The sequence below is a fragment of the Piscinibacter sp. PDB1-1 genome (genome assembly GCF_056675995.1).
Genome location: NZ_JBWVZJ010000002.1, coordinates 345893 through 360527 on the forward strand (window position 1 = coordinate 345893; position 14635 = coordinate 360527).

14 protein-coding genes are annotated in these 14635 nt (G+C 66.3%); 6 read left to right on the plus strand and 8 right to left on the minus strand.

Translation table 11 applies throughout. The annotated features are described in order from the left end of the window. Positions 1-46 precede the first annotated feature (46 nt). Genes AC1KAR_RS13295 through AC1KAR_RS13305 form a run of 3 tightly spaced genes read left to right on the plus strand, consistent with a single transcriptional unit; the run spans position 47 to position 2521 of the window. The gene (locus AC1KAR_RS13295; protein ID WP_480318402.1) at positions 47-718 is read left to right on the plus strand and encodes a foldase protein PrsA; all 672 of its coding nucleotides are present in this window, start codon (positions 47-49) and stop codon (positions 716-718) included. Then, a complete protein-coding gene (locus tag AC1KAR_RS13300) occupies positions 715-1731 on the plus strand; it encodes a lipase secretion chaperone (RefSeq protein ID WP_480318404.1) in 1017 nt (338 codons plus the stop codon). Before AC1KAR_RS13295 ends, AC1KAR_RS13300 begins: the two co-directional genes overlap by 4 nt. Before the next feature lies 1 nt (position 1732). Further along, a complete protein-coding gene (locus AC1KAR_RS13305; RefSeq protein WP_480318406.1) occupies positions 1733-2521 on the plus strand; it encodes a peptidylprolyl isomerase in 789 nt (262 codons plus the stop codon). Between the two features lie 34 nt (positions 2522-2555). Here AC1KAR_RS13305 and slmA read toward each other — a convergent pair whose 3' ends face one another. From slmA to argB, 3 genes are all read right to left on the minus strand, one after another. Beyond that, on the minus strand, positions 2556-3209 hold the full coding sequence (slmA, locus tag AC1KAR_RS13310) for a nucleoid occlusion factor SlmA (protein ID WP_480318408.1): 654 nt from the start codon (positions 3207-3209) through the stop codon (positions 2556-2558). Between the two features lie 20 nt (positions 3210-3229). Continuing rightward, the gene (locus AC1KAR_RS13315; RefSeq protein ID WP_480318410.1) at positions 3230-3928 is read right to left on the minus strand and encodes a pyrimidine 5'-nucleotidase; all 699 of its coding nucleotides are present in this window, start codon (positions 3926-3928) and stop codon (positions 3230-3232) included. A gap of 72 nt (positions 3929-4000) precedes the next feature. Then, complete coding sequence (argB, locus tag AC1KAR_RS13320) at positions 4001-4927, minus strand: acetylglutamate kinase (protein ID WP_480318411.1); 927 nt, start codon at positions 4925-4927, stop codon at positions 4001-4003. 171 nt (positions 4928-5098) lie between these two features. On the opposite strand from argB, the gene AC1KAR_RS13325 reads away from it, so the two are divergent. Continuing rightward, positions 5099-6997: a hypothetical protein gene (locus AC1KAR_RS13325; RefSeq protein ID WP_480318413.1), complete on the plus strand. Its 1899-nt coding sequence runs from the start codon at positions 5099-5101 to the stop codon at positions 6995-6997. Positions 6998-7018: 21 nt separating this feature from the next. Here the strand turns inward: AC1KAR_RS13325 and AC1KAR_RS13330 are convergent, their stop codons facing one another. From AC1KAR_RS13330 to AC1KAR_RS13340, 3 genes are all read right to left on the minus strand, one after another. Then, complete coding sequence (locus AC1KAR_RS13330) at positions 7019-8161, minus strand: zinc-binding dehydrogenase (protein ID WP_480318415.1); 1143 nt, start codon at positions 8159-8161, stop codon at positions 7019-7021. Positions 8162-8249: 88 nt separating this feature from the next. Continuing rightward, positions 8250-9314 carry an RNA methyltransferase gene (locus AC1KAR_RS13335; protein ID WP_480318417.1) on the minus strand — a complete coding sequence of 355 codons (1065 nt, stop codon included), beginning with the start codon at positions 9312-9314 and terminating at the stop codon, positions 8250-8252. 67 nt (positions 9315-9381) lie between these two features. After that, positions 9382-11379: an SDR family oxidoreductase gene (locus AC1KAR_RS13340; protein WP_480318419.1), complete on the minus strand. Its 1998-nt coding sequence runs from the start codon at positions 11377-11379 to the stop codon at positions 9382-9384. A gap of 219 nt (positions 11380-11598) precedes the next feature. Between AC1KAR_RS13340 and AC1KAR_RS13345 the strand changes: the two genes are divergently transcribed. Then, positions 11599-12165, plus strand: a complete 567-nt coding sequence (locus tag AC1KAR_RS13345) for a phasin family protein (RefSeq protein ID WP_480318421.1) — start codon at positions 11599-11601, stop codon at positions 12163-12165. A gap of 72 nt (positions 12166-12237) precedes the next feature. Here AC1KAR_RS13345 and AC1KAR_RS13350 read toward each other — a convergent pair whose 3' ends face one another. Both AC1KAR_RS13350 and AC1KAR_RS13355 read right to left on the minus strand, forming a co-directional pair. After that, on the minus strand, positions 12238-12828 hold the full coding sequence (locus AC1KAR_RS13350; protein ID WP_480318423.1) for a hypothetical protein: 591 nt from the start codon (positions 12826-12828) through the stop codon (positions 12238-12240). A 116-nt stretch (positions 12829-12944) separates the two neighbouring features. Beyond that, positions 12945-13424 carry a YqaA family protein gene (locus AC1KAR_RS13355; RefSeq protein WP_480318425.1) on the minus strand — a complete coding sequence of 160 codons (480 nt, stop codon included), beginning with the start codon at positions 13422-13424 and terminating at the stop codon, positions 12945-12947. Between the two features lie 98 nt (positions 13425-13522). Here AC1KAR_RS13355 and dusB point away from each other — a divergent pair, with 98 nt between their 5' ends. Beyond that, positions 13523-14563 carry a tRNA dihydrouridine synthase DusB gene (gene dusB, locus AC1KAR_RS13360; RefSeq protein WP_480318427.1) on the plus strand — a complete coding sequence of 347 codons (1041 nt, stop codon included), beginning with the start codon at positions 13523-13525 and terminating at the stop codon, positions 14561-14563. Positions 14564-14635 lie beyond the last annotated feature (72 nt).

Below are 14635 nucleotides of genomic sequence, written 5' to 3' on the forward strand. Positions count from 1 at the left end.
AGCGCAGGTCCTGGCCACACTGAACGGCGCGCCGATCGATCGCGCCATGTTCGATCAATTGGTCAAGATCCAGACCGGCACGAACAACCCGTACGACTCGCCGGCCGCTGCGGCACCTGCGACTGCAGGCACCGAAGGTGTCGACCGCCGGCAGGTGTTCGACGAGTTGCTGGACATCGAACTGCTGGCGCAAAAGGCGCATGAGCTCGGCATCGACAAGCAGCCCGCCGTGGCCGCCGAGACCGAACTGCTGACCAAAAGCGTGCTCGCAAAGGAGTACATGCGCCAGCTGATTGCAGGCATCGCAGTCAGCCAGGACGAACTCCAGTCGCTCTACGAAGAGCAGGTGCCGCCGAACGAATTCCAGATCCGCCAGCAGTCACTGCCCAGCCGCGCGGCAGCCGACGCCCGAATCGAACAGCTCCGCCGCGGCAGGCCGCTGAACGGTGAACCCACCTGGCTCATGGCCAGTGAGATGCCCCCCGAGGTACTGGCTGCCGTGCGCCACCTCAAGCCCGGCGAGCCCAGCGCGCAGCCCGTTGCCGCCGGCAGCGCGTGGCAGGTCACCGAACTGGTTGCACTGCGCCCCGCGCCCGCGCGCCCCACGCTTGAGACTGCTACCGCCTGGCTGCATCCGCAGATCGTCCGCCGCAAGGTCCAGGCGCAGCAGCAGGCTTGGCTGCGAGAGGCCCAAATCCAGAAGTCGCCCACACCATGAACCACGAAACCGCTTACCGCAGCTACGTCACATGGGGCATGTCGATCGCGATCGCCATCGTCGCGGCCATCGCCTTCTGGCCAGATGATGCCGACACCATCAGCGCGCAGTTGGCCCGGCCGCAACACGCGGGTGATCCGCTGATGCGCACGCCCACGCCGCCCGCCAGTTCATCGGGTGAATCGGCGCAGGCCGACTCGGCGATCGAAGACCTGGCGCGCCTGATCGACCTTGGGGTTTCGGGTGACCTCCGCGTGGATGCCAACATGCGCGGCACGCTCGATGTGCTGATGGCCGAACTCGGCCCCACGCCCAGCGCCGACGATCTGCAGCGATTGGAGGCCTCCATGCGCCGCGCCCTGCCCGACGAGGCGGCCACGCAGGCGATCGCACTGGTTCGCAGCTACGCCGCCTACACACATGCCGCTGCCGCCGAGGCGCAAGCGCTGGCGACCAAGACGCCACCCGCGAACGCAGCCGACTTGAAGGCCCTGCTCGACCAGAGCATCGCCCTGCGTCGCAAGCACTTCGACCCCGCCACGGCCGACGCCTTGTTCGGCCATGAGGAGGCCCAGGCACGCTACGCACTGGCCGAGCAAAGCATCCAGGCCAACGGCAATCTGTCAGCACAAGAGAAGGCCGCGCAACTGCAGACCCTGCGCAACCAGATGCCCGCCGCGGCGGCAGTGTTTGCGCCACCGTCGTCCCTTGCCATCACGGAGATGGAAGACAAGGTGGCCGCCTTGCGCGCCCAGGGTGCATCGGCCGATCAGATCTATCAAGTTCGGCAGCGCTACGTCGGCTCCGACGCCGCCGCGTCCATGGCCTCGATGGAGAGTCAGCGCGCCGAGTGGGACGCGAGGTACCAGGCCTACCTGACGCAGAAGAAGTCGCTGGCTGCATCGAGCGGCACAGCGGGTGCGAGCGAGCAGATCGACAGCCTTCAGCGCAAGCACTTCAGCGATGAAGAAATTGCCGTCGTTCGCGCATACGACCGCGCCAACCAGCAGTGACATGAAGCGCGTCGCTGCCGTTTCTCTAGGCCTCTTGTGCTACTCGGTTTCGGCCCATGCCGCGGACCCCGGCCCCGGGCTGCCCCCCGGCGTGGTCGCCACAGTCAACCAGCAACCGGTGCAACGCAGCGTGCTCGATGTGCTCGCGGCCACACGGCAGGACGCCACCGACCGGCGAGCTCTGCTCGATGACCTCGTGATGACCGAGTTGCTCAGCCAGCGTGCGCGAGACGCTGGCGTGGGCTCACAGTCGCAGGTGCAGGCCGAACTGGCCTTGTCGCAAAAGCGCCTGCTGGGACAGCGCCTGCTTCAGCGGCTCGCCGCCGACATGAAGGTCGACGAAGCCGAACTCAAGCAACGATATGGCGCCCTGGAGGCCGACGCCTCGCTCACCACCGACCACATCCTCGTGGCCGACGAAGCCACGGCACGAGACGTCATCGCGCAACTCAGCGCCGGAGCGGCCTTCGCCGATCTGGCACGCAGGTTCTCGACAGACCCGGAAACGCGCGCGAGTGGCGGGCAGCTGGGCGTACTCAACGCGAGCCAGCTCACACCTGCGTATGCGAACGCAGCCAAGGCGCTCAAGCCCGGCACATACACGCAACAGGCGGTGCAGACGGAGTTCGGCTGGCACGTGATCCGATTGCGCGCCATGCGGGCGCTGCCCAAGCCCGCGTACGCGAGCCTGCGCGATTCACTGCGGTCTCAGGTGGTGAACGAACGGCTCGAGGCTCAACTTGCGCAGTGGCGCAAGGACGCCAAAGTCAAGGTCGTGCAGGCCCCGTGATCGGTGTGGCCAGGCGGCTTCGCCGGGCCGCCGCTCAGGCGCCGACGAGCAGCTTGAGTGCCGCGTCGAGGTGTTCGGTCGGAACGCGCTTGAAGCCCGAGCGGGCATAGCGCTGCAGGCGGCCGACCGCAAAGCACGTCAGCACGGACGACTGCGCATTGGCATCGACGGTCGGCGTGCTGGAGCCCTGCGTTTCGGCCACGAGGCGCAGGCATTGGCGCAACTGCGATTCGATGCGGTCGAAGAACTGGTTCATGCGCGAGACCAGGCGCTCGTTCTCGAACACCAGCGCATCGCCGACCATCACGCGCGTCATGCCAGGGTTCTTCTCGCCGAATTGAAGCAGCACGGTGAGGATGCGCTGCGCTTGCACGCGGCCATCGGTCTCGCGCTCGCTGATCTGGTTGACGAGAGTGAAGACGCTTTGCTCGATGAACTCGATGAGGCCTTCGAACATCTGCGCCTTGCTCGCGAAGTGGCGGTACAGCGCAGCTTCGGAGACTTCGAGCTTCGCCGCGAGAGCCGCCGTCGTGATGCGTTCTGCACCCGGTTGCTCGAGCATGGTCGCGAGTGTGTGCAGGATCTGCACACGGCGTTCACCTGGCTTGGGACGCTTGCGACCCGTCGCTTCAGGCGCTCCGCTATCGGGGGCGCTGACTTCGTCGGATTGATGTGCTGCGTCGTTCATCTCGTAAGCCAGGGTTGTTATCACAACTGAAGCAAGGTCTTTAGCGAACGAATTCTTGCATACACATAGGGGGGCTTTTTACAGGCGTGAACACCAACTTCTGGGGTGTTCTTCACACTCTTGCGCACTGATTGCAGGTAGCGCCGCATCCAGACCGCGCGCATGCCGATGCCATGCGCGGAACGCTGGTGCTGCAGCGTGTCTTCGATGAGCACGCAGCGGCTCGGCGCCACCTTCAGGCGCGCCGCGACGCAGCGCAACATGCGCGCATCGGGCTTGGGCCGGTGGTGGCCGAACATACAGAGGTCTTCGATGCTGATGACGCCATCGAAGCAATCACGCAACTTGAGTGTGTCCAGTACCCGCAGCGCGTATGCACGCGGCGCGTTGGTGAGGATGTACTTGCGCCCACGCAGTCGGCGCAGCACGGCCCGGTCAAGCGCGTTGCCGATCACGCGTGATTCGAGATCGGGAAGCCGGTGCGTCTCTTCGAGAAAGTGCGCCGCCTTGACGTTGTGGTGCTTGACGAGGCCGAGCAAGGTGGCACCGTAGCGCAGCCAGTAGCTTTGCCGCAGGGTGGAGGCTTCGTCGAGCGACACACCGAGGTGCCGCGCCACGTAGTCCGTCATCGCCACGTGCAATTCTGCGAACGATGCCTTGCTGGCATCGTGCAGCGTGTCGTCCAAGTCAAACAGCCAGACTCGGCCTGACGTCTTCACTGCCTGCTCAGATCAATTCGGATGCGAATCGGCGTGCCGTTCGCGGCACGACCGCAGCACGCGACACCGACATCAGTGCGAACGAATCATCGTGCCGTAGGCCTGCTCTGTCAGGATCTCCAGCAGCATCGCGTGCGGCACGCGCCCGTCGATGATGTGCACCGTGTTCACGCCGTTCTTCGCCGCATCGAGCGCGGAGGCGATCTTGGGCAACATGCCGCCGCTGATGGTGCCATCTGCAAAGAGTTCATCGATCTCGCGTGCCGACAGGTTGGTGAGCAGCTTGCCCTGCTTGTCGAGCACGCCGGGGATGTTGGTCAGCATGATCAGCTTCTCAGCCTTCAGCACCTCGGCCAACTTGCCGGCCACGACATCGGCGTTGATGTTGTAGTTCTCGTTCTCCGCGCCGAAACCGAGTGGCGAGATCACGGGGATGAACTGATCGTCTTGCAACGCCTTCACCACCGACGGGTCGATGGATTCGATCTCGCCGACCTGGCCCACGTCGTGCACGAGGTTCGGGTCCTTCTGATCAATGAGCTTGAGCTTGTGCGCACGGATCAGCCCGCCATCGCGGCCGGTCAGGCCCACGGCCTTGCCACCCGCCACGTTGATCAGGCCCACGATGTCTTGCTGCACCTGGCCGGCGAGCACCCACTCGACGACTTCCATCGTCTCTTCGTCGGTCACCCGCATGCCCTGCACGAACGTGCCCTTCTTGCCGATCTTGGCGAGCGCGTCTTCGATCTGCGGGCCACCGCCGTGCACCACCACCGGGTTCATGCCGACGAGCTTGAGAAGCACCACGTCTTCGGCAAAGTCTTGCTGGAGTGCGGGGTCGGTCATGGCGTTGCCGCCGTACTTGATGACGATGGTCTTGCCATGGAACTTGCGGATGTATGGCAGGGCCTGCGCCAGTATCTCGGCCTTGTCGCGCGGGGCGATGTTGGCCAACTCGGACGTGTGGACGTGCGGGGCGGAGGAAGGCGCGGTGGTCATGGGCGGCAGTCCGAAGGTTTCGACTGCGGCAAATTGTAGAGGTCGAGACGGGACGCCGGCACAGGGAACGGTATCGGGTTCGGTCAGCGGGATGCGCTGTCCTCCTACACAAGCAACTCCGCGGCGCTGAGACACTCACGTCATATGCGCGTCCCGCTCCCCCTCCGCCTGGTGTTAGCCGCATGGCTGTGCACGGTAGCGGGGGTGCTGGCCGCCGAAGCGCAGGAGACGCGGGCATCGCCACCGGATGCAGCAGCGTCGGCCCCCGCCCCCCCACCTGAAGCCAAGCCCAAGCCGCCGGAAGCCGCCGCCAGCGCCGTGGAGCCGATCGACAACGACCTGACCAGCCTGCCCGAGCGCATCGAAGCCACGCTCGATTCCTGGCAGGAATTCCTCGACCTCATGCTCATCCAGGCGCTCGGGCCGAACTTCGAGCAGCGCTATCGCGTATTCGGCCAACGCAAGACGGTGGACCTGGGCAAGCGCTGGACGCTGGCCCTCGACGAACGACCGACCGGCCGGCTCGACACCGCCGGCAACGGCATCCCAAAAGCTGGCCAGCCCTCGCGCACTTACGAAATCATGCACGACGGCAACACGAACGACCTGCGCTTCTACAACCAGCTGGATGGCGCGGGCCGCGAGAACGGCGCGTCGCTGATGACCACCATCGCGCCCGGCTGGCTGATGAATACGCATGGCTTCAAGCTGAACGATGACTCGATCGGCGCCTCGCGCACCGATGCTCAGACCGGTTTGCGCGTGGGTTCGTACGACCTGTGGGTCGAAGGCTACGGGCGCTACGTGGAGCTGGAGGACAAGGACCGCCGCCAGCCCTGGAACGACCCGAACCCGAGCGCCTACTTCGGCGGCGTGAAGGCGCAGTGGGAGGCCTGGCCCGGCGTGAGCCTCTCGGCGCGCCACGAGCGCGCGATCCGCCCCGAGATGGCGCCGGGCGACGAAAGGCTGGCCGGGCCGCGCACCGACTTCGGCGTCGATTACCTGCCCGAAGGCCCGGGCGGCACACGACTCTACTGGCGCGAGGCCCCTCAACTCAGCCTGCTGTCATCCGGCGGCCTGGAAGAACGCACCACTTACCGCCGCGTGATCGGCGCCGAGGTGCCCGAGGGTTCTCCGGACGGCATGGTCTACGCACAGGTGCGGCACCAGAGCCTGGTGGACGACAACGACGCGCTGTTCGTCATTGGCTGGCGACACACCGAAGAGCCTTCGGCCACGTGGCGCATCCAGACGCTGGTCGAATCGGGCATCCCCATCGCGGGCGACAGCGCGGTGCGCTCCAACATGTTCGACGTGCGGGTGGTCAACAACGCGTATCCGGATCACCTGTTCCTTGCCGAGACGCAGGTCGTGCGCACGCCCCTGCTCGACAGCGCCTATGGCAGCGTCGACTACACCAAGCGCATCACCAGCAACAGCCTGATCACCTCGCGCCTGGCGCTCACTGCCACGCGGCCGCACGACAGGCCAACCGATGTGCCGCTCGACACCGGCACGGTGATGCTGGGCTGGGGTTGGCAGGAGCCCGACGAGCGCCGCCTGAGCAACATGTGGCGCTACACCGGGCTCGGGCGAGACGCCAAGCAGGACGGCAACGTCCAACCCGGCGTAGCCGACCGCATTGCGAACATATTGCAGACCGAAGTGAACTGGCACCCCAGCGACCGCGTGCGCTGGATCCTGCACGCCTCGCACCGCTGGGACCGCGACGACGCGATTGCCGCCGGCGCCATGCGCACCACCGATGTGACCGTGCTGCGCCCGATCTACCAGATCGCCAGGCGCTGGCACTTCAGCATGCACGCCGCCCGGCGCAACGACAGCATGGAGGGTTCACAGAACGGCTTCGGCGCGCAGTTCAGCGTGCAGCTCAATCACAAGATCGTGCTCTCGCTGGGCTACAACGCCCAGGGCTTCGACGACGACGAACTCGCCTACGACGATCGCCTGAAGAAAGGCGTGACGGCGCGGCTGTTCATACCCGCCGAGGCCACCCTCACGCACTGGCTGAGACCCCCCCCGCGGTCCGAGGGCAGCGAGCCGCAGTGACGGCCCGCGCCCGCTTGTTCATCAGGCCTTGTGCGGCTTGATGAGGTACTTCTCGCCCGTGGCCTGCTTGCCGTAGACGTTGATCGCGTCCAGCGACAACGCCTCGGCCAGCGACACCTCGCGGGTGTACTTGCTGGCGAAGGTGGTCTTCAGTTCGGCGGCCACGCGCTCGCGCAGCTTCTGCGCATCGGCGAAACCGATCTTCTGCAGGAAGGGCGTCAGCAGCCAGCCGCCCACCCCCCAGGCCATGCCGTAGGCGCGGTTCAGCTCAGTGGGGGCGCGGTCCAGACCACCGTAGATGTAGACCTGCTTGTGCACCGCCGAGCCGTAGCGGCTGTATTCCTTGGCGGTGAGGTTGATCGCCGCTTCCATGCAGGTGAGGATCTGCCCGGCCAGCTTGCCGCCGCCGATGGCGTCGAAGGCCAGCGTGGCACCGGTCTCGGCCAGGGCCTTGGTCAGGTCGTCCATGAAGCTCGGCGCGCTGGAGTTCACGATGTACTTGGCGCCGATCTCGCGCAGGATCTGCTCCTGCTCGGGCTTGCGCACGATGTTCACGAGCGCGATGCCGTCCTTCATGCAGATCTTGTTGAGCATCTGCCCGAGGTTGGACGCGGCCGCGGTGTGCACCAGCGCCTTGTGGCCTTCGCGGCGCATCACCTCGGTCATGGACAGCGAGGTGAGCGGGTTGACGAAGCACGACGCACCTTCGGCTGCCGTGGTGCCTTCAGGCAGCACCAGACATTGCACGGCCTTCATGGTGCGGTACTGCGCGTACATGGCGCCACCCACCAGCCCGACCGTCTTGCCCAGCAGCGCCTGAGCCGCGGGCGAGGAGCCGGCCTTGACGACCACGCCGGCGCCTTCGTTGCCCACGGGCATCGATTCGTCGAGGCGTGCAGCCAGGCCGCGCATCAGCTTCTCGGGCACCGTGGCCGTCACGACGGGCTTGGCGGCTGAGCCCGACGCCTTCGCGGTCGACATGTCGGCCAGGCCGAACAGCAAGGCCAGGTCGGACGGGTTGATCGGCGTGGCCTCGATGCGCACCAGCACCTCGTCGTCCTTCGGCTCGGGCACGGGCGCGTCTTGCAGTGAAAGCTCCAGCTCGCCGCTCTTCTTGACGAGCGAGCGCAGTTGCAGGGCGGTGGCAGGGATGTTGGTGCTCATGGCGTTGTCTCCTCGGGGGCCGGATGGCGCGCGCACGGTGGTGCGCACGAAAGCGGCGAGTGTAGGGAGCCGCCCGAGCGCGGCGCTGTCACCTAGGTGTTGGACGCGCTGGCGTCAGGGGCACTGCACGCCGTACCAGCACCACCGGCTGCTCGGTAGCACTCACGCGGGCACGCAGCTGCCCGCAGCCGCCGTCCACATCTTGCCCGGCCGAATGGCGCAGCTTGGTCAGCACGCCGCGCTGGTGCAGGCGGCGCGCGATGTCCGCGGCCTTCTCCCACGAGGGCCGCCGGTACGGCAGGCCGTCGATGTGGTTGAAGGGGATCATGTTCATCACCGCGTACTTTCCCTTGAGCAGGCGCACGATGCCGTCGAGCTCGTCGTCACCGTCGTTGATGCCTTCGAGCAGCGTCCACTGGTACTGGATCGGGTAGTGGGTGGCGCGGGCGTATCGCTCGCCTTCGTCCACCAGATCGGCCGGGTCGAAGCGTGGGGCGCGCGGCAACAGTTCGGCGCGCAGGCCGGGCTTGGTGGAGTGCAGCGACAGCGCCAGCGCCGGCTTCACCATCTGCTGCGGCAAGCGCTCGAACACGCGCGGGTCGCCCACCGTCGAGAACACCAGCTCCTTGTGACCGATGTTGCCCCCGGTCCCGAGCAAGTCGATCGCCTCGAGCACGTTGTCGAGGTTATGCGCCGGCTCGCCCATGCCCATGAAGACCACCTTCTTCACCGTGCGGCGGGTGCGCGCGAGCGCCACCTGAGCCACGATCTCGGCGCTGCCGAGCTGGCGCAACAGGCCGCTCTGGCCGGTCATGCAAAAGACGCAGCCGACGGCGCAGCCCACCTGGGTCGAGACACACAGGCCATCGCGCGGCAGCAGCACGCTCTCGACCGTCTGTCCGTCGGCCAGTTCGACCAGCAGGCGCGAGGAGCCGTCTTCGCCGACGTGTTCGGCGCGCAGCGTGGCGAGGCTCTTGAGTTCGGCTTCAAGCTCCGGCAGGGCCTCGCGCACACGCTGGGGCATGAAGTCTTCCAGCCGGCGCTTGCCGCTGTCTTGCGGCTGTGCCTGCGACCACAGGCGCAGGACGCGGGCAGTGTGTTTCGGGCCGGCGCCCAGGGAGACGAGCTGCTGGCGGATGTCCTGGATGCGCATGCCGGTATTGGAACACCGGGCAATCGGAACAATGGCAAACCGGGTCTGCAAACGGCCTTCGGCTCACTCAGAAGTGAATGCCCTGCATCATCTGCTGGAGCGCCATGGCCTCCGGCGACAGGGCGGGCTTCGCGCCCTTGTCGCCCTTGGCCGCAGCGCTGTCGGGGAACATGCGGAAGCTCGTGTTCATCACGATCTGCGCCACGCGCGGCAGCAAGGCGTGCAAGACCTCGCCCGACACACCCATGCGTGTGGCAATGCGCACCGGCTTGTCCACACAGGCTTCGGCAATCATGTCTGCGGCCTGTTCGGCCGACAGCGTGGGCACGTTCTTGTAGATCTGCGTCGGCGCGATCATCGGCGTGCGCACGAGCGGCATGTTGATGGTGGTGAAGGTGACGCCCGTGTCGGCGTACTCGCTGGAGGCGCAGCGCGTCCACGCGTCAAGCGCCGCCTTGCTGGCCACATACGCCGAGAAGCGCGGTGCATTCGTCAGCACGCCGATCGAGCTGATGTTGACGACGTGGCCTCGCTTCTTGGCCACCATGCCGGGCAACAGGCCCATGGTCACGCGCAGGCAACCGAAGTAGTTGAGCTGCATCGTGCGCTCGAAGTCGTGAAAGCGGTCGTAGCTGCTCTCGATGGCGCGGCGGATCGAGCGGCCGGCGTTGTTGATGAGGTAGTCCACACCGCCGTACGTCTCGTTCAGCCAGTCGATGAGACCCTTGCAACTGGCCTCGTCGGCGATGTCGGCAGAGAAGGTGGCCACCGTCGCATCCTTGCCAGCGGCGGCGAGGATCTCCTTCTTCGCCTCGGCCAGCTTGGCTTCGTCGCGCGCGCAGATGATGGTGATGGCGCCCGCCTCGGCAAACCGGCACGCCGCTGCGAGGCCGATGCCGGATGAGCCGCCCGTCACCAGAACCACCTTGCCGGCCACCGCGCCACGCAATGTGTGGTCGATCAGCAGCGCCGGGTCGAGATGGCGCTCCCAGTAGTCCCACAACCGCCAGGCGTAGCTCGGCAGCTTGGGGCACTCGATGCCGCTGCCCTTGAGCGCGGCCAGTGTGTCGCGGCAATCGAACCGCGTGGGGTAGTTGATGAAGGTCAGGATGTCTTCGGGCAAGCCCAGGTCCTTCATCACCGCGTTGCGCACACGGCGCACCGGGGCCAGCGCCATCAACCCCTTCTTCACGCTCCTGGGGATGAAGCCGAGCAGCGCCGCGTTCACGAAGAGGCTCATCTTCGGTGCGTGCGCCGCCTTGCTGAAGACATCGAGCACATCGCCCACGCGGTAGCCCTCGGGGTCGACGAGGTGGAAGCACTTCTTGTCGAGCCCCGTCTTGCCGTGGCTGATGTGATCGAGCGCCGCCACGACAAAGTCCACCGGCACGATGTTGATGCGCCCGCCCTCCAGGCCCACGCTGGGCATCCACGGCGGCAGGATCTGGCGCATGCGCTGGATCAGCTTGAAGAAGTAATACGGGCCGTCGATCTTGTCCATCTCGCCGCTCTGCGAGTCGCCCACCACCAGCGCCGGGCGGTAGATCGTCCACGGCACCTTGCTTTCCTTGCGCACGATCTTCTCGCTCTCGTGCTTGGTCATGAAGTACGGGTGGTCGAGGTTCTCGGCCTCGTCGAACATGTCTTCGCGAAACACGCCTTCGTACAACCCGGCCGCGGCGATGCTGCTCACGTGGTGCAGGTGGCCGGCGTCGATCGCCTTCGCGAACTCGACCACGTTGCGCGTGCCTTCGATGTTGACTTGCACCTGGGCGTCTTCGTCGGCCTTCAGGTCGTACACCGCGGCGAGGTGGTAGACGTGGTCGACATGCCCCTTGAGCTTCTTGAGCGTCTCGGCCGGAACGCCGAGCTTCTTGCTGGTGAGGTCGCCGTAGACCGGCACGGCCCGGTCGGCACCTACGCCCCAGTATGTGAGCAGTTCGGGGAGCTTGGGTTCGCTTTCCGGGCGCAGCAAGAAGTGAACTGTCGAGCCGCGACGCTGCAACAGTGTCTTGACGAGCCGTTTGCCGATGAAGCCGGTCGCTCCAGTCACGAAGTAGTGCATGCCTTGCTCCGGTGAGGGTGTGGGCGGATTGTGGTTTCGTGCGCGAGCTTGATCAAGCTGGTGCGGGATGCACAGGAACCGGGATCAACCCGCAACGCCCATAGACGCGCGTTTCTAGAGAAACCCGATGCGCGCCGCCGCAGCCGCTTCTATAGTGCAAGCCATGCTGCGCTTCTTCTCCAGAGGCAGGCTCCACCCACGCACAGGACGAACACGACCATGGTCAAGAAGCTCAAGCAGATGGCGGACAAGAAGGCAGCCTCCCGCGCCGGCCTGCTCGACAGCCAGTTCGCATCCACCGTCAAGGACTCGGCCCAGCAGATCTGGCTGGCCGGCCTGGGAGCCTTCTCCAAGGCGCAGGAAGAAGGCGGCAAGGTCTTCGAGGCGCTCGTCAAGGAAGGCGTGACGCTGCAGAAGAAGACGCAGAGTGTGGCCGAGGAGAAGCTCACCGAAGTGGCCAGCCGCATGGGCGGCATGGCCGGCGACGTGACCGCCAAGGCCGGCCAGCACTGGGACAAGCTCGAATCCATCTTCGAAGAGCGCACCGCGCGCGCGCTGAGCAAGCTCGGTGTGCCCAACGGGGGCGACATCGAGGCACTCACCCGGCGCATCGACGAACTCAGCGCGCAGTTGGCCACGCTGGGTGTCACGCCGGCACCGAAGACAACGACAAAGGCGCCCGCCAAGGCGGCAGCCAAGAAGGCCGCGCCGAGGAAAGCGGCGCCCAAGGCAGGGACCAAGACCGCGGCAAAGCGCGCGCCCCGCAAGGCGAGCAGCGCGGCCTGATCGGCGTACTCACGGCATCAACGACAAGGGGCGCCTCGGCGCCCCTTCGTCATGCGCGCGGGGTCGGCAAGCTCAGAGCCGTTGACCGGTGAGTGAGCGCTGCCAACGCGCCTGGGCGTCCGAAAAGGTGCTCACGCTGACGTCTTCCACCTCGAGGCGGTCGCTGTCGTCGAAACGGCTCGCCGCAGACCCCGCGCGCCGCCGTGCGGGTGTGCGCCCATGCTGGATCAGCCGTTGAGTCAAGCGCGCTCGCAGCGCCGCGAGCGGGCCGTGCGACCAATCGGAGACCACGCGTTCGAGTTGCGACAGGGCACGCTTGAGCACGTCGGGCGGCAACTCGTCGAAGGCACCGAGGCCATGGCGGCCAAGCGCCTTCTCGAGCACGCGAAGGTGCGGCAGCACCGAGCGGGAGTCGGCATGCTGGTCAAGCACGTTCTTGAGCGCCGCCTTCAGGCGCGCCGCCTCGGACGTGTCCGCCGCCGCCTGGCGCTTTATCCTGGCGATGTGCGCGGCCGGGTCGTCGAGCAGCGACACCTCGGGGTCTTGTTGACGCGACAAGCGCCTGGAAAGCTGTGCCCACAGGCCTCGGATCCGGTCACCCCATCCGGGCGCATCGCGTCGTGTGGTGCTGGCCGGTCGGGCCTTGTTCTTGTCGCGGCTCATGGGAGGACAACCTCGTACGGAATCGACTCGATGATCCTGCCATGGCGCCCGCGCACGGTCACTCGGGCGAAAGGCCCGGAACTGTCGACTATCTGGCAGATCGGCGCGAAACCTTCTCAGAGCTTGCCGGGCCAAAACCACAGCACGGCGGCCGTCATCACCACGTAGCGACCGAACTTGCCGATCGCCATGTACATCACGCAAGGCCAGAACGAGAGCCGCAGCCAACCCGCTACCGCGCACAGCGGGTCGCCGACGAAGGGCAGGAAGGAAAGCAGGCACGCACGCGGCCCGAAGCGTCGCAGCCAGGTGAGCGCGCGCGCCTCGTGCGGCTGGTGCTCGGCGATCTTTTCGTAGGCGCGCTCTGCGCCGTAGCCCATCCACCACGTGATGGCGCCACCGAGGGTGTTGCCGACAGTGGCCACGAACATCGCGGGCCAGAACATCTCCGGGTTGAGCTTCAGAAAGCCCAGCACCGCCACCTCGGAGCCGATGGGCAGCAAGGTGGCCGAGAGCAGAGCCACGACGAAGATCGTGCTCAGGCCATATTCGGGCAATGCCAGCAGCGCGAGAAGCGCGTCGATCCATGCGTCCATCGAACTGATTATGCGGGGGAGGTTTTGCACACCGCGCGCGTGGTGTCCGCGGCTATACTCTGCCTCCTTTTTGAGCAGCATCCCCCTACTCCCGCGCCATGCACATCGGCCACATTTCCCTGGCGAACAACCTGTTCGCCGCCCCGATGGCGGGCGTGACCGACAGACCGTTTCGACAGCTGTGCAAGCGGCTGGGCGCGGGCTACGCGGTGAGTGAAATGGTCACTTCGCGCAAGGACCTGTGGACGAGCCTCAAGACCTCGCGCCGCGCCAACCATGACGGCGAAGTGGCACCCATCTCGGTGCAGATCGCCGGCACCGAGCCCGCGATGATGGCCGAGGCCGCTGCCTACAACATCGACCGCGGCGCGCAGATCATCGACATCAACATGGGTTGCCCTGCCAAGAAGGTGTGCACCAAGTGGGCCGGCTCGGCGCTGATGCAGGACGAGCCGCTGGCGCTCGCGATCGTCGAAGCCGTGGTCGCCGCCTGCGCGCCGAACAACGTGCCCGTCACCTTGAAGATGCGCACCGGCTGGTGCGACGCCGAGCGCAATGCGGTGCGCATTGCACGCGCTGCCGAAGACGCCGGCGTGGCCATGGTGACGGTGCATGGCCGCACCCGCGAGCAGGGCTACAAGGGCGAAGCCGAATACGACACCATCGCTGCGGTGAAGGCGGCGCTCGGCATACCTGTCGTGGCCAATGGCGATATCGACAGCCCGGAGAAGGCGCGCGAGGTGCTTGCCGCCACCGGCGCCGATGCGCTGATGATCGGCCGCGCCGCGCAGGGGCGGCCGTGGATCTTCCGCGAGATCGCGCACTACCTCGAAACCGGCGAGCACCTGCCCGCACCTGAAGTGCAGCAGGCCAAGCGGTGGCTGCTCGAGCATCTCGCGGAGCACTACGGCCTGTACGGTGAATATGCCGGCGTGCGCACCGCCCGCAAGCACATCGGCTGGGCCGTGCGCGCCCTGCCCGGCGGCGAAGACTTTCGCGCCTTCATGAACACACTCGATACCTGCGATACGCAGGTTCGGGCCGTGAGCGACTGGTTTGATCAACTGGCCGACACACATCACCGACTGCCCGCCACCCGCCAGGCAGCCAATGACTCCCTCATAGAACAAGAAGCATGAACAAACACCCGCTGACTGAAGCCCGGGCCGCCGCGCCGGGCCGCCCCAAGCAAGGCCCAACCCTCTCGGAGG